Here is an 18127-nt window from a genome sequence, read left to right on the forward strand (position 1 = left end):
AGGCCCGCGAGCGTCGCCGGCGCCCGGCCGGGCGGCCCAGACGCCCGGCCCGGGCGTCTCGGCACGATGGCCTCGGCCGCACCGCGCCGCGGAGGCTCAGCCCAGTTGCTCGGTGTATTCCGGGTGGCGTTGGATCCAGGCCGCCGCATAGGAACAGGCCGGGCGGACCTTGTAGCCGGCCTGGCGGGCATGCTCGAACGCCGCCCTGACCAGGTCGCCGGCGATACCGCGGCCGCCGATCGCATCCGGCACCAGAGTGTGGGTGATGACGAGCTGGTCGCCGTTGAGGTGGTATTCGAGCAGCGCCTGCACCCCGTCGACTTCGGTGAGGAAACGCTGTTGGTCGGGAACGTGGCGGACGGAAACGGCCATGGGTCTACCTGCAATGCGAGTGAGGACGGGTCGGACATCGGGCCAGGCTCGGCCCGATGTCCTGCCCGCCGGTCGGGGCTCAGCGATTATCGCGCTTGCCCTGGTTGTGCCGGTCCTGGGTGCCGATCGACCCCTGGATGGCGTCCATCCGGCTTTCCGCGGCGTGCAATTCCTCGGCCTTTTGCGCCGCAGCCTGCGACTGCGGCCCCGGCTGCGGCACCTGGCCGTGCTTGGGCTCAAGCTGCTGCCAGGGCTGCGGCTCGCGCGCGTGCTCTTGCTTGGCCTCCAGCAACTGGCGGGTGTTGGCCAGGGCCTGTTCCGGGGTGATGCGCGGACGGCCGCCCTCCTCGTCGCCGCTGCCGGCGGCCTCGGCCGCCTCCATGGCCGCCTCGTCCTCGCGTCCCGGCGCATCGGCGCCGGCCGGCTCGGCTTCGGCGGCGGCTCCGGCGGCGGCCAGGCTTCCGGCCGCGCCCGGCGACTGCGACGCCCGCGAGCGGTGAGCCTCGGCCTGCAAAGCCGGCGCCGCCGACCCTGAAGCGGCCGCGGACGCCACCAGCGAGCTCGCCGCCGACGACCCGGCGGCCGGGGCATCGGCCGTCTTCTTGGCCTTGCGCGGCTTGGCCGCGGGCTTGGGCAGCGCGGTCACTGCGGGCGTCGCGACCAAGGGCGTGTCGACGACTGCATCGGTCGGCGTCACCGCGGCGATGCGACTGTCGATCAGCGGCGCCAACGGTGCCGCCGGCGTCACCGCCCGCGGTCGGGGCGCACGCGCTGCCGGCGCCTTGTTGGCGACGGATGCGCTGCCGAGGTTCTGCACGGCCTTGTCGTCGCGCCGTGCGCTTGCGCTCGATGGCTTGGCGACGGGCTTGCTTGCGACAGGTCGGCTTAGGCCGGTCTTGCTTGCGGCGGGTTTGCTCACGGCGGCCGGCTTGATGACTGCAGGCTTGGTGACTGCAGGTTTGGTGGCTGCCAGCGCGGCTTGCTTGCTCGTGGTCTGTTTCGCGGCGATGCCTGGCCTTGCAAGCTTGTTCGATGCGGCCTGGCTGGCCGTGCTCCTGGCGCCTGCAGCCTTGTTCGCCGATGCTGTTTTCGCGGTGTTTTTCGCTACTTTCTTGCTCGCGGCCGGTTTGCTCGCGGCGGGCCTGGAAGAAGCCGGCTTGGCCGGTACTTTCCTGACGCTCGCTTTCTTGGCGACGATTTTCTTGGCATTCGCCTTCTTGCTCGCCGTCTTGCCGGCGCCGGCTTTCTTGGAGACGGTCTTGTTGGAAGCGGTCTTCTTGGCCGCCGCCTGCTTGGTCGGGGTCTTGCCCGCGGCCTTCTTCGCCGGCGCTTTCTTGCTTGCGGCCTGTTTGGCGACGGCTTTCTTGGTTGCCGCTTTCTTGGCGACGGTCTTCGTCGCCGCGCGCTTGTCCGCTGCGCTCTTCGTAGCCGCACTCTTCGTGACCGTGGTTTTCTTGGCTGCGATTTTCTTGGCTGTCTTGGCAGCCTTGCGCACGACCTGCTTGCCTGCGCGCTTCGTGCTCTTGCCCGCGGCGCTCTTGCCTGACGTTTTAGTGACTGACTTGCTGACGGACTTGCCGGCTTTCTTGATCGCCATGCCCTGCTCCTGTCGGTTTTTCCGGATGAGCGGTCACCCCAAGGACCGTGCTGATTTGTTAACACGTGCGACCTTCATGACGGGTGAGCAAAGGTGAGACTCGCCCCTCGACGTCAGCCGCCTGATCCTGACCGCCCGGTGTTGACACGATGTGTCACTTTTGAACGCTCAAACCCCTTGAAATCGCTGGCATGGAATGTGCTTCAATGTGAAGTACGTCACACAGTAAAACCAAAGGGGGTCTCAAATGCGTTACTTCAAGCCGCAGGACGACGACCAGCAGGCCGAAGCCGTCATCACCCGTCTCTACGAGCTGGCCCGCACCGGCGAACCCGACGCAGCCGAACTGCGCCGACTCGATGCCCAGATCTACGCGGGACTGATCGCCTCGTACGGCGACGAGGCCTACGACAAGGCCACCACGCCCGCACTGCTCCTGTCCTGAGCATCGCTCAAACGGCAACGGCGGCCTGAGCCGCCGTTCGCAAAGCCGCAATCCGGGGACGCGGCGATACGACATGGCAGCGGCGAAGGCCGCTGCCGCCTTCTCAGCCGCCGAAGAAGTTCGGCAGGCTTGGGCTCGCGAGCCGCTGCAGGAACACCCAGAACACCTGCGGCTCCATCAGCAGCATGAACAGCACGCCGTAGATCGCGCCCGACAGATGCGCGTTGTGGTTGATGTTGCCCTGGCCGCGCTTGTCCATCCAATACGAATAACCGACATAGGCGATCGCATAGACGATGGCCGGCACCGGGATCACGAACACGATGATCCAGCTCCAGGGGTTGATCAGCACGAAGGCGAACAACACCGCCGACACCGCGCCGGACGCGCCGAGGCTGACGTAGCCGGCATCCTTGCGATGGCGCAGATAGCTCGGCAGGATCGCGACCACGATCGCCGACAGATAGAAGAAGGCGTAGCCGAACGGCCCGACCAGTTCGCCGAACAGGCGCTCGACCGCGCCGCCGAAGAAATACAGGGTGATCATGTTGAACAGCAGGTGCATCCAGTCGGCATGCACGAAGCCGTGGGTCAACAGGCGGTCGTATTGACGGAACCGCGCGACGCCCGGCGGCCACAGCACCAGGCGTTCGTACAGGCTGCGTTTTTCGAAGGCTTGCCACGACACCAGCGCGGTCACGGCGATCAGGATGAGGGTGATCAGCATCGGCTCGGGTTCTCGTCGGCGGGTCCGGCCGGGCCGGAATCGCTCAGGTCGGATCGCCCGGCGGCGCCGGGCGGGTTCGGATGGGGGCTGGCGCTGACCGCAGGCTCGCTCACGCGGCCTGGCGGTAGTGGTCCTGCATCGGATAGCTGCGCGCGTACAAGGCGAACGCGGCCGCCGCGACGAAGGCGAACCCGGCGAAGAAGAACATCAGGAAGGCGTTCTCGCTGAGCCCGGTCGCGGCGATATGCGTGGTTACCGCTTCGTTGCGCACCGCGGCGTTGGTCAGCATCACCCACAGGTTGCCGAAGGTGCTGGTGAGGTACCACAGCGCCATGATCACGCCCTTCATCGCGTGCGGGGCCTGGCTGTAGGCGAACTCCAGCGCGGTCGCCGAGACCAGCACCTCGCCGAGGGTCAGCAGCACGTAGGGAAGGACCTGCCATGCCAGCGACATGGGGTGGCCGGCGTCCATATACAACTGCAGCACCGCGGCCACGATCCAGGACAGGCCGGAGATGGCGATGCCGAAACCCATCCGCCGCAACGGCGTCGGGTGCAGGCCGATGCGGCGCAGCGCCGGGTACAGCAGCAGGTTGTTGAACGGGATCAACAGCATCACCAGCAACGGATTGATCGCCTGCATCTGCGAGGCCGCCGCGCGCGCGCCGCCTTCGCCGGAGATCAACCAGGTCGGCCACCACCACAAGTCGGTCGGCACGAACATCTTCTGGCCCTGCAGCACCCAGGTCGAAGCCTTCTGGTCGAACAACGACCAGAATGGGGTCACGAAGGCGAACACGATCAGGATGCGCAGCACCGCGCGCACGCCATCGACCGCGGCGTCGGGGTGCTTGCCGCGGGCGCGGTCGAGCTGCAGGGAAATGCCGTAGCCGCCGAAACCGATCAGCAGGCCCAGCGCCAGGCAGGCGCTCTTGACGAAGCCCATCGCCGGCACCGCGGTCAACGACAGCGCGCCGACCGCCAGGGCCACGCCGAGGCCGGCGACGATCGCGCCGGGGTTGCCCTGCCCGGCCACGCGGGTGCTCAGCGCGGTGCGGGCGACGTTGAAGAACGAATCCGGATCGGGCGCGTCGCGGGTCGGCGGCACCCGCACGTAACGCTTGCGGCCCAGCCAGAAAATCAGCGTGGCCAGGAACATCAGCGCACCGGGAATGCCGAAGGCGATGCTCGGGCCGTACTCGCGCAGGAAGATCGGCATCAGCAGCGAGGCGAACAGCGAGCCGAAGTTGATCGTCCAATAAAAGGCATCGAAGACCAGTTTGGCCTTGTGCTTGTTGCTCTGGTCGAACTGGTCGCCGCAGAACGACACCACCAGGGGTTTTATCCCGCCGGCGCCGAACGCGATCAGGAACAGGCCGGTATAGAAGCCGGCCTGGCTGTGCTCGAACATCGCCAGGCAGGCGTGGCCGGCGCAGTAGATCAGCGAGAACCAGATGACCGTGTTGTATTTGCCGAAATAGCGGTCGGCCAGCCAGCCGCCCAGCAAGGGGAAGAAATAGGTGCCGATCATGAAGCTGTGGAACACCTCCTTGGCGAGGTGTTCGCGCTCGGCCAGGTCGGAGGTCGAGGCCAGCAGCAGGGTCCCGACCAGGAACGAGGTCAGGATGTTGCGCATGCCGTAGAAACTGAAGCGCTCGGCCGCCTCGTTGCCGATGATGAAACCGATCTGGCGGGGCATCTTGCCCTGCGAATCGGCGGTGGCGGGGGCGGTGGCGGCTTGGCTCATCTACGGCAGTCCTCGGCGGTCGGGCGCGGAGGCGGTCGATAGGCGCCCCCGCTGGACCCGGGCGCGACGGCGGCCAGGCGGTCCAGCCCTACAGCCTAACCGATCGCCCCGGCGGCCGGCCTGACCGCACGCGCCGGCTCAGGGGCCACGGCCGCGGCCGTCCGGACCGCCGCGGGCAGGCCTTGTCCGTTGCCCCGTTCAGACGACCGGCGGCGTCATACCGCCGGCTCGCCGATCTCCAGCTCGTACTCGAAGTTCTGGATCATGCGGCCGAAGTCCGGGTCCTCGTCGCTGCCGTAGTTGGCGCCGATGCTCAGGCGATGGCGCCCGGGCGACAGCGGCGGCAGCATCACCCAGTACCCGTCGGCCGCGGCGTGATAAGGGCCGTCCGACGGACCGGCCGCGTCGATTGCGGCGAAGGGGTCGAAACATTTCGCCGTGGTCAGGCGCATCGAACCGTTGCGGTCCAGGCGCCGGCCGTCGAGCACGACTACGGCGCTGACCAGACGGTCGTTGTTGAGCGTGACCTGCGCCTTCACTTGTTGGCAGGTATGCGCGTACCGGCCGAAACGCGGCGCGTGGTAATACATATTGATCAGCGGCACCAGCACATGCTTGCCGAGCGGAATCCGGCAACGCCGCTTCGCATTGAAACGGCCGTCGGTACCGGCCAAAAACCACACCGGCCCGTCTTCGTCCTGGCCCATCGCGCAGCGGCTGCCGTCGCGGTCGAGATAAGGCTGCAGGCCGTCGGGGAAGCTGCGCGTCCAGCGCCACCAGCGCGCGGTCCACTCGGCCGGCTGTATCCCGCCGACCGCGCTGCGCAGCGGTTGTACGGTCGCGACGCCGGTTTGCACCACCGATTTGCCGGTCGCACCCGCGAACGGACCCGACAGCGCCAGGCACAGGCCAAGCGCTATCGCTGCACCGCCCCTCAAGCCCATTCGGTCAACCCTTCGCGCTCGTACACGGCGGCGAAGGTCGGCCGCGCCTTCATCCGCTGCGCGAACGCGCCCAGGTGCGGCCAGTCGTGCGCCGGCCGCGGCATCTTGCGGGTCCAGCGCATCAGCATGGTCAGGTAGAAATCGGCCGCGCTCAGGCGCTCGCCGAGCAGGTACGGGCCCTGCTTGGCGAGTTGCGCGTCCAGGCGTTCGCAGGTGGCCTCGATGCGCGCTTGCGCGCCGATGCGCACCGCCACGTCGTCGGCCTGCACGTCCCACGGATACCACCACAACCGCAGCGGCGATTGCAGGGTATTGGCGAGGTTGAACATCCACTGGTTGTATTCGGCGCGCTGCGGATCGTCGAGCGCCGGCGCCAGGCCGGCCTGCGGATGGCGATCGGCGAGGAACATCGCCAGGGCCGCCGCCTCGTAGCGCGGCTGGCCGTCGACGATCAGGGTCGGCACCACCCCGTTCGGGTTCAACACCAGGTACTCGGCGTTCTTGTGCGCGCGGGCGTCGATGTCGACCAGGCGCAATTCATGCTCGATCCCCATCTCGATGAGCAGCCAATGGACGACGAAGCTGGCGGTACCGGGGGAGTAATAGAGCGCGTACATGCGGAGGACTCCGGAAGTGAGGGCGACAGTCTAGGGGAGCGATGACGGTTGCGGGTTGAGGAGCTGAAGCAAATCCCCCTGCCCCCCTTTTCCAAAGGGGGGGACGGCACGGGCGAGATCGGGGATGAGTCGCCTTCGCATGGAGTCGCCTCTCGGACTGTCGCCGCTGCGAAAGTCGCACCCCCGAAACGCCCCGCCCGAAACTCGCGCCCCCCGAAACACGTCCCCCTGGAACACGCTCCGCTAAAAGTCGCCACCGCTGAAACTCGCCCCCTTTGGAGAGGGGGCTGCGCGCTGCGCAAGTCCGATGCAGTGGCGTAATCCATCGCGAGGGGGATTTGCTCTGCACTCGTAGCGACCATTGCAGCGCCACGCAGCATGCTCGCATCGCCACCGCCCCCAATCTCCAACCCCAAGCATCGATCCTGACAGCAGGCTGTCAGCAGTCTTGCCGTTTCGGCGCCGATCGGACGCCTGCGGCCAATCCAGAGGTGCGGTTCTTCGCTACCATGCGGAGCGATTCCGGGGAGAACCGATCCGATGCCACGTACCGCCTCACGTACCGTCCTGGTCGCCGCGATGCTCGCGGCCGCCGTTACCGCCTCGCTGCCGGCCGCAGCCGCTACCGATGCCCTGACCACCGTCGCCGAGCGCAGCGGCTTCCTCAAGACCGGCCGCTACGACGAAGTGATCGCAATGTGCGCCTCCTTCGCCAAGCGCTACCCCGACGCGGTGCGCTGCGAGGACTTCGGCACTACGCCGGAAGGCCGGCCGATGAAACTGCTGGTCGCGACCCGCAGCGGCGCGTTCACGCCGGCGCAGGCCCGGGCCAAGTCGCTGCCGGTCACCCTGATCCAGGGCGGCATCCACTCCGGCGAGATCGACGGCAAGGATGCGGGCTTCCTCGCCCTGCGCCAGATCCTCGACGGCGAGGCCGCGCCGGGCGCGCTCGACAAACAAGTGCTGCTGTTCGTGCCGGTGTTCAACGTCGACGGTCACGAGCGCTTCGGCCGCTGGAACCGCCCGAATCAGCGCGGCCCCGAGGAAATGGGCTGGCGCACCACTGCGCAAAACTACAACCTCAACCGCGACTATCTCAAGGCCGATGCGCCCGAGATGCAGGCCATGCTCAAGCTGTTCGGCCGCTGGGACCCGCTCGCCTACGTCGACCTGCACGTCACCGACGGCGCCAAGTTCGAACACGACGTTTCGATCCAGGTCGAACCGGTGCACTCCGGCGACGCCGCGTTGCGCCCGGCCGGCCTCGCCCTGCGCGACGGTGTGATCGAGCGCCTCGCCAAGCAGGGCTCGCTGCCGGTGTCGTTCTACCCGTCCTTCATCGAATCCGACAACCCGGCCTCGGGCTTCGAGGACGCGGTGCCGCCGCCGCGTTTCTCCCACGGCTATATCCCGCTGCGCAATCGCCTGGGCATGCTGGTCGAAACGCATTCGTGGAAGGACTATCCGACCCGCGTGCGGATCACCCGCAACACGATAGTGGACGTACTCGAATTGGTCGCCAGCAACGGCAGCGACTGGCGCCGCGAAGCCCTGGCCGCCGACCAGCGCGCGCAGGCGCTCGGCGGCCAGCCGGTCGCGCTCGACTACCGCGCCACCGACAAGACCCGCGACGTCGCCTTCCGCGGTTACGCCTATACGCGCACACCTTCGGAAGTCTCCGGCGCGCTGATGACGCGCTACGATGAGACCAAGCCCGAGGTCTGGAACGTAAAGCTGAAGTACGACATCCAGCCGAGCCTCGTGGTCGAAGCCCCGCGCGGCGGTTACCTGGTGCCGGCCGCGCAGGCACCGTGGGTCGCGGCCAAGCTCGATCAGCACGGCGTGAACTATCGCCGCCTCGGCGCCGCGCTCAAGGACGCGCAGGTCGAGACCTTCCGTTCCGACAAGACCGAGTTCGCCGCGCAATCGGTCGAAGGCCATCAGCGCGCCACCCTCAGCGGCGCCTGGAAGCCGGAAACTCAGAGCCTGACCGCCGGCGCGCTGTTCGTGCCGATCACCCAGCCCAAGGCGCGCCTGGCGATGTCCCTGCTGGAACCGCAGGCGCCCGACTCGCTCGCGGCCTGGGGCGAGTTCAACAACGCCTTCGAGCGCAAGGAGTACATGGAGGACTACGTCGCCGAAGAAGTGGCGCGCGAGATGCTGACCAAGGACCCGAAGCTGAAGGCCGAGTTCGAAGCGAAGATCAACAACGATCCGGCCTTCGCCAAGAGCCCGCAGGCACGCCTGGAATTCTTCTACCGCCTGCATTCGGCCTGGGACACGCGCTACAACCAGTACCCGGTGCTGCGCACCCAGCAGACGCTGCGCTAATCGTCGGCAGGTCCTGAAATAACGACTCTGAACGCGCGGAGCCCGAGCGGCTCCGCGCGTTTTTTTATGCCGTCGCCCTTGTAGGAGCGGCGCAAGCCGCGACCGTCGAAGCGACGATCCAACCCGTATCGCATGGCGACCGGAACGAGCTCGCGGCTTGCGCCGCTCCTACCCTGTTGCATCGCCGCCTGCCGAAGTCGAGCCGTCCGTCCGATCATTCACATCGGCCACGCTATCCTCGGCGCTTGTCCCGATCGGAGCGTCGCGCTGCATGCGAACCTTCCCTTCCTCCGCGATCACGCAGCCCCGGCGCGCCTTCGCCTCCGCACTCGTCACGCTGCTGGCCTCCACTGTCCTGCCGTCGCAGGCGGTCGCCGCGGAAAAAGCACCGCCCATCGAAACCCGCGCGACCACGGTGACGGTGCTCAGCTTCAACCTCTGGCACGACAAAGGCGATTGGCCCAAGCGCCGCGCCATGATCGTCGCCGAGATCGCACGCCTGAAGCCGGACGTGATCGCCCTGCAGGAAGTGCTGCAACGCGACGGCCTGCGCAACCAGGCCAAGGACCTCGCCGCCGCGCTCGGCTATCGGGCGCATTTCGTCTCGGTCGACCCGGCCGATGCGGCGCGCCGTTACGGCAACGCCATCCTCACCCGCAAGCGCAGCGAAACGCTGGAGATGCGCAAGCTCGAACCGCTCGACGACTACCGCACTGCCGCGCATGCGCGGCTGCGCGCGGGCGTGCCGCGTACCCGTATCGACATCTACGCCACCCACTTGCACAACGACCAGGGCGGCGGTGCGATCCGCGCCAGACAGGTATCGAGCCTGCTCGACTTCATCGACGCCAACGCACAGGGCGCCTACGTCATCGTCGCCGGCGACTTCAACAGCGATGCAGACTCGCCGGAACTGCAGGCGCTGGCCGCGCGTTATCGCGATGCCTACGGCAACGCCCACCCCGATGCCTCCGGGAATATCGCCGCCCACACCACGCTCAACCCCGCCTACCTGCCGGCGCAGCGCATCGACCACGTTTTCTACGACCCGGTCGGCTTCGAGCTCGTCGAGGCCCGCGTCGTGCTCAATCAAAACCACGACGGCGTCTGGCCGTCGGACCACTTCGGCGTGCTGGTCAAACTGCGTACCCGGCCGCGCATCGTGAGCCTGCCCGCGTCACCGAACTGACACTTGCGGCGACTAGCGTGGGTGGGTTCCCCCGCCCCTGCCGGAGCCCCGCATGATCCGTTCGACCCTGACTTCGTTGTTGCTCGCCTGCGCCGCGACCGCGTTCGCCGCCCCCGCCCTCGCCGCTCGTTGGTCGCTGACCGACCTCGTCGAAACCCCGGCGACCCAGCGCGACGCGGTGCGTCTGCCGCCGGGCACGCCCGACCAGGCCAACCTCAACCGCTTCGGCTTCTACTCCGACCTGAGCTATAACCCGCGCGACGGCTACTGGTACGCCCTGTCCGACCGCGGCCCCGGCGGTGGCGTGATCGACTACGCCACCCGCGTGCAGCGCCTGCGCATTGCCTACGACCGCCGCAGCGGCCGCATCGGTCAGCCCATCGTCGACAAGACCGTGTTGTTCAGCGCGCGCCGCGGCGACAGCCTCAACGGCCTCAACCCGCAGTTGCTCAACGGCGACGCCGCCAAACTCGGCCTGAGTTTCGACCCGGAAGGCTTCGCCGTCGGCCGCAACGGCCACTTCTACGTTGCCGACGAATACGGCCCGAGCGTGTACGAATTCGCCCCCAACGGCCGCTTCCTGCGCGCCTTCGCCACGCCCGCCAATCTGCTGCCGCGCAACGCCCAGGGCCGGCTCGACTACGTCGGCGACCGCAAGCTCGTGGTCAGCGGACGCCAGGACAACCGCGGCTTCGAGGGCCTCACCATCACCCCCTCCGGCGACAAGCTCTACGCCGTGATGCAAGACCCGCTGGTGCAGGAAGGCGCGAACAACGACGGCCGCCGCAGCCGCAACGTCCGCATCGTCGAGTTCGACCTGCGCAGCGGCCGTTCCAACGCCCAGTACGTCTACCAACTGGAGTCGATCGCCGCGCTGAACGCGCTCGACCCGTCCAGCGACGACGATTTCTCGGCGACCCACCAGGGCCGCAGCATCGGCCTCAGCGCCATCCACGCCTTGAGCGACCGCGACTTCCTGGTGCTGGAACGCGACAACCGCGGCCTCGGCGTCGAAGTCACCGCCGCGCCAATCCACAAGCGCGTGTATCGCATTTCCCTGCGCGGTGCGAGCAATGTCGCCACGCAGTCGCTGGCCGGCAGCAACGACCTGCCTGCCGGCGTGCGTCCGGTCGACAAGGCGCCCGAACTCGACATCCTGGCCGCCCTGCGCAACGCCGGCGTTCGCGACATCCCCGAGAAGCTCGAAGGCCTGGCGATCGGCCCGCGCCTGCGCAACGGCAAGCATCTGGTGCTGATCGGCAGCGACAACGACTACAGCGTGACCCAGAGCGGCGCCGGCGAGCAGTTCGAGGTTTGCGTCGACCGCAGCAGCGGCGAACGCGCGCAGGTTCCGCTGGATGCCGATTGCCCGGCCGGCAAGGCGCGCATCCCCGGCACCCTGATCGCCTTCGCGGTCGATTTCCGTCGCTGAGTCGGGCCGGAACGGATACTCCGGCGGCCAGACGACGCAACCCAAGTTGTTCCCCCCTTTGGAAAAGGGGGGCTGGGTGGATTTGCTTTTTGCTCAGTGGCATGGCCGGCGCAAATCCGAACGAAAGCAAATCCCCCACGCTGCATGGAACAGTCGCTCCATGCGCGCAACGCCGGGCGCCCGCCCCCTTTTTCAAAGGGGGCAGATTGTCGCGGCTACGCGGCGAGTGGCAGCCAGCAGAAATGCCCAACTCCCCGTGCTGTTCCCCCCTTTGGAAAAGGGGGGCTGGGGGGATTTGCTTTTCGCCCGTCCCCTCACTTCGCCATGTACTTCCAATTGCGTACCTTGCCTTCGGCCATCCACTCCACGGCCTGGGCCACCCGCGCCTTGCGGGTTGCTTCGCGTTTCGCGCTCTCGATCCATTCGACGTACTCGCGTCGTTGGCTCGGCGGAAACGCTTCATAGGTGGCCTTGGCTTTCGCGTTTTTCTTCAACGCCAGCGCGGCGGCCAAATCCGCGGGCAGTTCGACCGGCGGTTTGGCTTGCGCACGCTTGGTCGTGGGCCGCGCCACCCCGGCCTCGATCAAGGCCATCGCCTGCTTCACCAGCCGAGTAAGTTCGCGCTTGCCGGGCAAGTCGCCGATCTTGCCCAGACGGCCGAACTGGCCCATCGCATCGCTATCGGCGGACTGCTGCGCGCCGACGATGTTCGCGCCTTGCCAGAAGCCGAAGGTGGCGTGCTGTTTGAACGCCGCCATGCTGCACATCAGTTTGCCGCAGTAGACGAAACTGGGCATGCCCCACTTGATCGCTTCCTCGACCTGCGGACAGGCCGCGTGTACGACCGCGCGCAGGTGTTCGAGGATCGGCTGCGCGAACGGCGCGGCCTTGGCGATATAGGCGTCGATGCGCGGATCGGGGTGGCTCATGGCGGTCGACCGTCGGTCTGGCGATGAGGCCCTATTCTGCGCCGCTCACGCCGTCAGCGGCCACTGGCCCAGCACGTCGTAGGCGTTGCGCGAGCCGAGCTGGCTGTGGATCAGCACGAAAGCATCGACGCGCCAGTCGATCGCCTCGATGGCGACCGGCGGATGCAGGGGACGGACCGCGTCCCGGACGATGGTCACGTGCGGCACCAGGGCGCGCCCGGACTCGACCCGCACGCCTTCCTTGGCCAGGGCCACGCCGAGCCGTTGAAACAAGTTGTCGAGGGCCTCCGGCGTGCGCTCGCTGCCGAGCCACCAGGGGATCGACTTGTTGCGGAAACTGCCGGCGCGGTCGAGCCGCAGATCGAACGCCGGCAGGGCCAGGCTGGCCGCGGCCGCCTGCGCACGCGCCGCGCGCTCGGGCTGGAACTCGGAGGCGTCGCCGAGGAACTGCAGGGTCAAGTGATAACGGTGCGCGCCGATCAGGCGCCCGCCGGCGTCGTGCTCGCGGTGCAGAGCCGCGGCGGCATCGGCGATGCGCGCCTGGGTCGCCGCATCGGGCAACAGGGCGAAGAACAATCGATGGATATCGGACGAGGCGGCCGGGGCCGCGAACAGCGAGTCTTGATGCATGGCGGCAGTGTAAAGCGGCCGCCGCGGCCTGCCCATTACGCGAACTGGGTCGACGCCGCCATACAGGCGCTGGGGCATGATGGGCGGGCCGCCGGCTGGCGGTCCGAAAACCTCGCGCAGCCCGTAGCGGCGGCGTCCCCCAGCGAATGGAGTCCCTCATGAAGTCGATCCTGAATCTCTGCGCCCTCGCCTTTCTGGCGCTGTCCCTGCACGCCCAGGCGCAGACCGCGCCGGCCGCGGCCCCACAGGGCTCCGACACCCACGAGCAGGACCGACGAGCGCAAGCCAGGCGCGAAATCGAGGGCATCGTCGAGGCCTTCAAGGCCGCGATCATCGCCAAGGACTCGGCCACCTTGAAGAGCCTGTTCCTGCCCGAACACAACTCCTGGATCCTGGTGTCCTCCGACGAAGAGTTCCGCCAGCGCAAGGCCAAGAACCCCAAGCTCAACAAGCTCGAACCCGGCACCTACGTCGAGTTCGCCGAGCAGATGGGCCAGGGCAAAGAACGCTTCGAGGAGAAGTTCTCCAACCTCAAGATCGACACCGACGGCGCCATCGCCAGCGTGCATTTCGATTTCGTCTTCCTCGAAGACGAGCGCATGACCGGCAAGGGCCAGGAAGCCTGGCAGTTGGTCAAGACCGAACAGGGTTGGAAGATCAACGCGGTGATCTACTCCTCCTACCCGCTCGAGTGAGTCATGCTCCCGGCCCACGCCGGGAGCACCGCGCTATCGCCTGAGACCGCCGCGAACGGCGCCGCATTCGCCTAAGCCGTCGCCGCGACCGGCGCCGGCTCGCTCGAAGCGCGCTCCGAATATGCATCCAGCAGGCTGGCAACGATCTTGCGCGCCCCGCCGAACGGCTTGCGTCCGTGCGCCATCTGCATGTTGTCGAGCAGCATCACGTCGCCGACCTGCCAGGGGAAACGGATCGAAGCGCCGGCGAAGGCCTCGCGCACCGCCTGCAGGTCCTCGGCCGCGATCTCGCCGCCGTCGCCGTAATAGGCATGGCGCGGCAGCCGGTCGGCGCCGAACATGTTGAGCAAAGAAGTCGCGACTTCGGCGCCCAGATTGCTGACGTGGAACAGATGCGCCTGGTTGAAGAACACGCGTTCGCCGGTCAGCGGGTGTCGCGCCGTGCCGTGGTTGGTTTGAGCGGTGCGCAGGGTCTGCGCGTCCAGCCATTCGTGGACGATGCCGTTGGCCTCGCAGAAACGCGCGACTTCGCCGCGGTCGGAGGTCTGGAACACGGTTTCCCAGGGAATATCGACATAGGGCCGGTAGTGGCGCACGTAGCGCACGCCCCGCGCCTCGAAACGGTCCATCCGTTCCTCGCCGATGGCCGCCGCGACCCGGCGCATGTCGGCGATCGGGGTCTCGCCGCCGCTCTGCGGCGCGACCAGGCAGCAAAACGCGATCTTCAGCGGCCAGTCGCGCTGATAGGCGTTCTCGCAATGCAGGGCGATCTCCTGGTCGGGCGGGTATTCGGTGGCGGTGAACACGCCCTTGCCGACCGAACTGCGCGGGGTCGAGCGATAGGTGTAGTCCAGCGCACGCGGGGACACCGCTTCGCCGAAGCCCTCGAAGTCGGCGACGCTGGCAACGTCGAAACCGCGGAACAACAAGGCGCCGTGTTCGAGCAGGCGCTCTTCGATCAATGTGCGGCGCGCCGACACGAACGCGGCCAGATCGCGTTCGCCGGCGCCGGGTTCGAATACGCGCGGTGCGCGGCCGTCGGCGAACAGCGCGGTTTCCTTGAAAGCATGCATGGCCGGTACTCCTGTAAAACGTTGCGTCGCGGTAGCCGCCGCGGCGCATGACGATGTTGGCGCGGCTCAGAACCGGTAACGGATCTTGGCCAGCAGTTGGTCGGAATCGCGCAGTTCCAGCGCGTCGGTGAATTGGTCGTAAGTGCCGAGCGGATCGCGTTCGAGGAAGGTCGAGCCGCCGCGCGAATAGGCCACGAAGATGTCCGACTGCGGGCCGAGCAGATAGCGATAGCGCAGCTGCAGGCCGAAGTTGTTGACGTCGAAGTCCGCCCTCGCCTGCCCGCTCGCCAGCATCTGCCCGTTCGGCTGCAGGAGGTAGCCCTGGCCGCCGTCGGCCCGCACCGAGGCCCACTCGGTCTTCAGGCGCACCTCGTGATGCAGGCCCGGGAACCAGCTCAGGTTGAGGCTGGCGTAGTCGCCGCGCCGCGAGTAGCGGCCGAAATTGCGTCCGTCTTCCCAGATCAGCCAGTCGCTGCCGCGGTCCGGGCTGAAGATCAACTGGGCGTTGAAGTCGTCGTTGGGGTACCAGACCGCGCTCAGTTCGAGCTCCGGCGTGGCCTTGCCCGACAGGCCCTGCGGCAGCATCGACAGCGCCGCCCCGTAGGTCCAGTCGCCGTAACGGCGGCTGACGAACTCGGCTTCGGAGCGATAACGCTGCGAACGCTTCCACAGACCGTTGCCGCGCGAGATCAAATCGTCCCAGCCGGAGCTGATCAGGCTGACGTTGAAGTTGAGGCGGTTGCCGCTGCGGTAGTTGTAGTTGTTGACGATCGCCAACGTGGTCGGCAGACGGTCGCCGCGGTCGTTGCTGCGTGCCTGCAGGTCGGCGAACCAGCGCACGCTGCGCAGGTTGGCGTCCTCGTCCTTGACCCGGTGAACGTAGTCGGCGGCGAGCTTGACCTCGTTGAGGCTGGCGCGGCGCTGGTAGCCCAAGTCGTTGAAGTCCAGCTGGTTGCCGACGTGATTGGCTTCGAGGCGATAGCGCCAGCTTTCCGATGGCGTCCAGTTGATCCGCATCCAGGCGCCGCTGTCGTTGACCTTGCGGCCGCGCTGCTCGATGAAGCTGCCGAGCACCTGGCCGTTGATCACCAGCGCATCGCTCGGCCGCCAGCTCATGTCGACCGCCTGCACCTGCGCGCTGCGATCGCGGAACGGGCGCTCGGTGTCGGTGCCGAGCCAACCGATGCTGAGCTTGTCGTGCACCGGGAACAACAAACGCGCCGCGTAGAAATCGCGGCCGGCCTCGCCGTCCTCGGTCGCCGCCAGCACGCCGTAGCTGAGCCGGCCGAGCGAGCCGTTGAGCTTGATCGCCGCGTCGATGTCGCTGGCGCCGCTGCCGTCGTCGGCATCGCCGCCGATGCGGCGAGTGTGGATCAGCCGGCCCTGGTCGGGCGTGCTGAGGTCGAAGATGCCCTGGTTCTCGGTGAAGAACGGGCGCCGGTCGCTGAAGAAGGTCTCGACGGCATCGAAGTTGATCACCAGGTCGTCGGATTCGACCTGGCCGAAATCCGGATTCACCGTCGCGCTCAACTGGAAGCGCGGCGACGGCTTCCAGAACAGGTCGACGCCGCCGTTGTACTTGGTCCGGCCGGTGATCATGTCGTGGTTGGCGGTGACGTAGGGCCAGAAGTGCAGCAAGGCCTTGCGGTACTGCGGAATCTCCAGGCGCTCGAAGCCGGAGACGAAGCGGCCGCGTTCGATCGACACCGCCGGGTAGGACTGGCGCTCGCCGTTGCCGCCGAGCACGCGGCTGAAATACACCGCGATATTGCGACTGGCCGAATCCGTGCCGCGCATCGGCGCCACCGTCCACGGGATCAGCATCTCGACCTGCCAGCCGTTCTCGGTCTCCTCGACCGCCCAGCTCCAGTCAGTGTCCCAGTCGTAATTGGGCACGTTCTCGTTGGTCACCACGCCGTCCATGATCGAACCCGACAGGCCGACGCTGAAGGTGTAGGCGGTGCGGCCATCGCCGTCGAAATCGACCATGAAGTTGACGCCGTCGATGACGTCCTCCTGGTCGCGCTCCAGGCGCGGCTTGACCCGCGCGAATGCCGGCGCCTGTTCGAGCACGAAGGCGACGACGATGCCGTCCGGCGTCGACAGCAGACGCGCCTGGGTGCCGCTGCCGGTGTCCGGCGCGGTCAGGCGATACGGCTCGGTGACCTTGAAGTCGTCGTAGCGCTTGGCCTGTTCCCATTCGATTTCGTCGAGCTTGCCGTCGATCACGATCGAGGCGCAGGCCGGCGCGCTGACCATGAGGGTCAGCATCAGCACCGAACCGGCGCGCAGTCGCGAGGCGGGAAAATCTGCAGTCATGTGGTGTCCAAAGGTGGGGCTGGAAGAAGGCGTGGCGCGTCGGGTCCGGATCAGGTCTCGGACAGGTAGGCGAGCGTCTTGCGTTCTCCCTTGAACGATTCGCGGCCGTGCATCATCAGGATGTTGTCGATCATCAGCAGATCGCCGCGCTGCCAGTCGAACAGCAGCTTGCTGGCATCGAGCGCGCGACGGACCTCGGCCAGGGCTTCCTCTTCCATCGGCTCGCCATCGCCGTACTCGCACTCGTGCGGCAGATTGCCTTTGCCGACCATCTGCTCGTACATGCTGCGCAGTTGCGGATTCAGCGCCGAGGGATGCCACTGCTCGGCCTGGTTGAACCACACCTCCTGACCGGTCTGCGGGTGGGTCACGAAGGCATCGCAACGCGTGGTCACGCGCAGCACGCCGTCGGCCTGCCAACGGCAGGTCGAGCCCTGCTCGGCGGCGATGCTCTCGACCTCGGCGCGGTCCTGGGTCTGGTAGGTGGTCTGCCAGTTCTTGCCGAGCGGGATGCTCGACTGGAAATTGCGCACGTAGTTGATGCCGCGCTCGCGCAGCTTGCGCACGATCTCGTCGGGCACCGCGCGCAGCACGTCGCTGCTGTTGGCCAGCGAGGTCTGTCCGCCCGAGGCGGCCGGAATCACGCTGTGGAAGAACAGCCGGCGCGGCCAGCGCGGCAGGTAGGACATCTCGTTATGCAGGCTGATCACTTCGCTGGCCGGATATTCGGTCGAAGTGTAGACGTCGGCGGCGACACGGCTGCGCGGCGAGTTGCCGCCGATGTAGTCGAAGGCCTGCGCGCCGAGGCGCTCGGAACAGGCGCGGAAATCCTCGGCGCCGTTGAGCTGAAACCCGCGCAGCAGGACGCCGCCGTGCTTGAGCAACCAGGCCTGGACCTGATCGCGGTTCTGGACGAGGTAATCGTGCAGCACCGCCTGGCTGGCATCGCCGGCGGGGGTGATCACGATCGGATGGTGGTCGGAGTTGAACAGCGCGTTGACGTTCATGGCAGGTCCCTGTCGTTCTTGAAATCCGTAGCGTTCGAATACTGTGCGTGCAGCGTCGCGTCTGGCGCGGCGG

The 18127-nt window shown here is 67.2% G+C and carries 16 protein-coding genes; 5 read left to right on the top strand and 11 right to left on the bottom strand.

The features are described 5' to 3' along the window. Nucleotides 1–96: 96 nt before the first annotated feature. The gene (locus ACTOWK_RS01210; protein ID WP_441328389.1) at nucleotides 97–372 is read right to left on the bottom strand and encodes a GNAT family N-acetyltransferase; all 276 of its coding nucleotides are present in this window, start codon (nucleotides 370–372) and stop codon (nucleotides 97–99) included. 79 nt (nucleotides 373–451) lie between these two features. Continuing rightward, on the bottom strand, nucleotides 452–1969 hold the full coding sequence (locus tag ACTOWK_RS01215; protein WP_441328390.1) for a hypothetical protein: 1518 nt from the start codon (nucleotides 1967–1969) through the stop codon (nucleotides 452–454). 247 nt (nucleotides 1970–2216) lie between these two features. Here ACTOWK_RS01215 and ACTOWK_RS01220 point away from each other — a divergent pair, with 247 nt between their 5' ends. Then, on the top strand, nucleotides 2217–2414 hold the full coding sequence (locus tag ACTOWK_RS01220) for a hypothetical protein (RefSeq protein WP_408953379.1): 198 nt from the start codon (nucleotides 2217–2219) through the stop codon (nucleotides 2412–2414). Nucleotides 2415–2517: 103 nt separating this feature from the next. On the opposite strand, the gene ACTOWK_RS01225 is transcribed toward ACTOWK_RS01220, so the two are convergent. From ACTOWK_RS01225 to ACTOWK_RS01240, 4 genes are all read right to left on the bottom strand, one after another. Next, nucleotides 2518–3138 (bottom strand): rhomboid family intramembrane serine protease, encoded by a 621-nt coding sequence (locus ACTOWK_RS01225; RefSeq protein ID WP_441328651.1) that lies wholly within the window; start codon nucleotides 3136–3138, stop codon nucleotides 2518–2520. Nucleotides 3139–3250: 112 nt separating this feature from the next. Then, nucleotides 3251–4888, bottom strand: coding sequence for a POT-type proton-dependent oligopeptide transporter (locus ACTOWK_RS01230; RefSeq protein ID WP_441328391.1), 1638 nt, complete (start codon nucleotides 4886–4888; stop codon nucleotides 3251–3253). A 215-nt stretch (nucleotides 4889–5103) separates the two neighbouring features. Further along, nucleotides 5104–5832 carry a hypothetical protein gene (locus ACTOWK_RS01235; protein ID WP_441328392.1) on the bottom strand — a complete coding sequence of 243 codons (729 nt, stop codon included), beginning with the start codon at nucleotides 5830–5832 and terminating at the stop codon, nucleotides 5104–5106. Then, nucleotides 5823–6449, bottom strand: a complete 627-nt coding sequence (locus tag ACTOWK_RS01240; protein ID WP_441328393.1) for a glutathione S-transferase family protein — start codon at nucleotides 6447–6449, stop codon at nucleotides 5823–5825. The genes ACTOWK_RS01235 and ACTOWK_RS01240 overlap by 10 nt, the downstream gene beginning before the upstream one ends. A 540-nt stretch (nucleotides 6450–6989) precedes the next feature. Between ACTOWK_RS01240 and ACTOWK_RS01245 the strand changes: the two genes are divergently transcribed. The 3 genes from ACTOWK_RS01245 (at nucleotide 6990) to ACTOWK_RS01255 (ending at nucleotide 11401) form a co-directional block, all read left to right on the top strand. Then, nucleotides 6990–8780, top strand: a complete 1791-nt coding sequence (locus ACTOWK_RS01245; protein WP_441328394.1) for a M14 family metallopeptidase — start codon at nucleotides 6990–6992, stop codon at nucleotides 8778–8780. Nucleotides 8781–9051: 271 nt separating this feature from the next. Continuing rightward, entirely contained in the window at nucleotides 9052–9969 is a 918-nt protein-coding gene (locus ACTOWK_RS01250; protein ID WP_441328395.1) for an endonuclease/exonuclease/phosphatase family protein, read from the top strand. Between the two features lie 52 nt (nucleotides 9970–10021). After that, complete coding sequence (locus ACTOWK_RS01255; RefSeq protein WP_441328396.1) at nucleotides 10022–11401, top strand: esterase-like activity of phytase family protein; 1380 nt, start codon at nucleotides 10022–10024, stop codon at nucleotides 11399–11401. 314 nt (nucleotides 11402–11715) lie between these two features. Here the strand turns inward: ACTOWK_RS01255 and ACTOWK_RS01260 are convergent, their stop codons facing one another. Further along, nucleotides 11716–12330 carry a YdeI/OmpD-associated family protein gene (locus ACTOWK_RS01260; RefSeq protein WP_441328397.1) on the bottom strand — a complete coding sequence of 205 codons (615 nt, stop codon included), beginning with the start codon at nucleotides 12328–12330 and terminating at the stop codon, nucleotides 11716–11718. Between the two features lie 45 nt (nucleotides 12331–12375). Further along, nucleotides 12376–12960 (bottom strand): RNA 2',3'-cyclic phosphodiesterase, encoded by a 585-nt coding sequence (gene thpR, locus ACTOWK_RS01265; protein ID WP_441328398.1) that lies wholly within the window; start codon nucleotides 12958–12960, stop codon nucleotides 12376–12378. Nucleotides 12961–13118: 158 nt separating this feature from the next. Here thpR and ACTOWK_RS01270 point away from each other — a divergent pair, with 158 nt between their 5' ends. Then, complete coding sequence (locus ACTOWK_RS01270; protein WP_441328399.1) at nucleotides 13119–13655, top strand: nuclear transport factor 2 family protein; 537 nt, start codon at nucleotides 13119–13121, stop codon at nucleotides 13653–13655. Between the two features lie 71 nt (nucleotides 13656–13726). On the opposite strand, the gene ACTOWK_RS01275 is transcribed toward ACTOWK_RS01270, so the two are convergent. The 3 genes from ACTOWK_RS01275 to ACTOWK_RS01285 form a co-directional block, all read right to left on the bottom strand. Next, nucleotides 13727–14728 (bottom strand): TauD/TfdA family dioxygenase, encoded by a 1002-nt coding sequence (locus ACTOWK_RS01275; RefSeq protein ID WP_441328400.1) that lies wholly within the window; start codon nucleotides 14726–14728, stop codon nucleotides 13727–13729. 66 nt (nucleotides 14729–14794) lie between these two features. After that, the gene (locus tag ACTOWK_RS01280) at nucleotides 14795–17047 is read right to left on the bottom strand and encodes a DUF5916 domain-containing protein (RefSeq protein WP_441328401.1); all 2253 of its coding nucleotides are present in this window, start codon (nucleotides 17045–17047) and stop codon (nucleotides 14795–14797) included. Nucleotides 17048–17097: 50 nt separating this feature from the next. Continuing rightward, nucleotides 17098–18054: a TauD/TfdA family dioxygenase gene (locus ACTOWK_RS01285; protein WP_441328402.1), complete on the bottom strand. Its 957-nt coding sequence runs from the start codon at nucleotides 18052–18054 to the stop codon at nucleotides 17098–17100. Nucleotides 18055–18127 lie beyond the last annotated feature (73 nt).

This window comes from Lysobacter sp. CA196 (assembly GCF_052078695.1).
In the GTDB taxonomy this organism is placed as follows: domain Bacteria; phylum Pseudomonadota; class Gammaproteobacteria; order Xanthomonadales; family Xanthomonadaceae; genus Lysobacter.

Coding starts and splice junctions, on each gene's coding strand:
- ACTOWK_RS01210 (WP_441328389.1), bottom strand. CDS start 372: ATGGCCGTTTCCGTCCGCCACGTTCCCGACCAACAGCGTTTCCTCACC.
- ACTOWK_RS01215 (WP_441328390.1), bottom strand. CDS start 1,969: ATGGCGATCAAGAAAGCCGGCAAGTCCGTCAGCAAGTCAGTCACTAAA.
- ACTOWK_RS01220 (WP_408953379.1), top strand. CDS start 2,217: ATGCGTTACTTCAAGCCGCAGGACGACGACCAGCAGGCCGAAGCCGTC.
- ACTOWK_RS01230 (WP_441328391.1), bottom strand. CDS start 4,888: ATGAGCCAAGCCGCCACCGCCCCCGCCACCGCCGATTCGCAGGGCAAG.
- ACTOWK_RS01235 (WP_441328392.1), bottom strand. CDS start 5,832: ATGGGCTTGAGGGGCGGTGCAGCGATAGCGCTTGGCCTGTGCCTGGCG.
- ACTOWK_RS01240 (WP_441328393.1), bottom strand. CDS start 6,449: ATGTACGCGCTCTATTACTCCCCCGGTACCGCCAGCTTCGTCGTCCAT.
- ACTOWK_RS01245 (WP_441328394.1), top strand. CDS start 6,990: ATGCCACGTACCGCCTCACGTACCGTCCTGGTCGCCGCGATGCTCGCG.
- ACTOWK_RS01250 (WP_441328395.1), top strand. CDS start 9,052: ATGCGAACCTTCCCTTCCTCCGCGATCACGCAGCCCCGGCGCGCCTTC.
- ACTOWK_RS01255 (WP_441328396.1), top strand. CDS start 10,022: ATGATCCGTTCGACCCTGACTTCGTTGTTGCTCGCCTGCGCCGCGACC.
- ACTOWK_RS01260 (WP_441328397.1), bottom strand. CDS start 12,330: ATGAGCCACCCCGATCCGCGCATCGACGCCTATATCGCCAAGGCCGCG.
- thpR (WP_441328398.1), bottom strand. CDS start 12,960: ATGCATCAAGACTCGCTGTTCGCGGCCCCGGCCGCCTCGTCCGATATC.
- ACTOWK_RS01270 (WP_441328399.1), top strand. CDS start 13,119: ATGAAGTCGATCCTGAATCTCTGCGCCCTCGCCTTTCTGGCGCTGTCC.
- ACTOWK_RS01275 (WP_441328400.1), bottom strand. CDS start 14,728: ATGCATGCTTTCAAGGAAACCGCGCTGTTCGCCGACGGCCGCGCACCG.
- ACTOWK_RS01280 (WP_441328401.1), bottom strand. CDS start 17,047: ATGACTGCAGATTTTCCCGCCTCGCGACTGCGCGCCGGTTCGGTGCTG.
- ACTOWK_RS01285 (WP_441328402.1), bottom strand. CDS start 18,054: ATGAACGTCAACGCGCTGTTCAACTCCGACCACCATCCGATCGTGATC.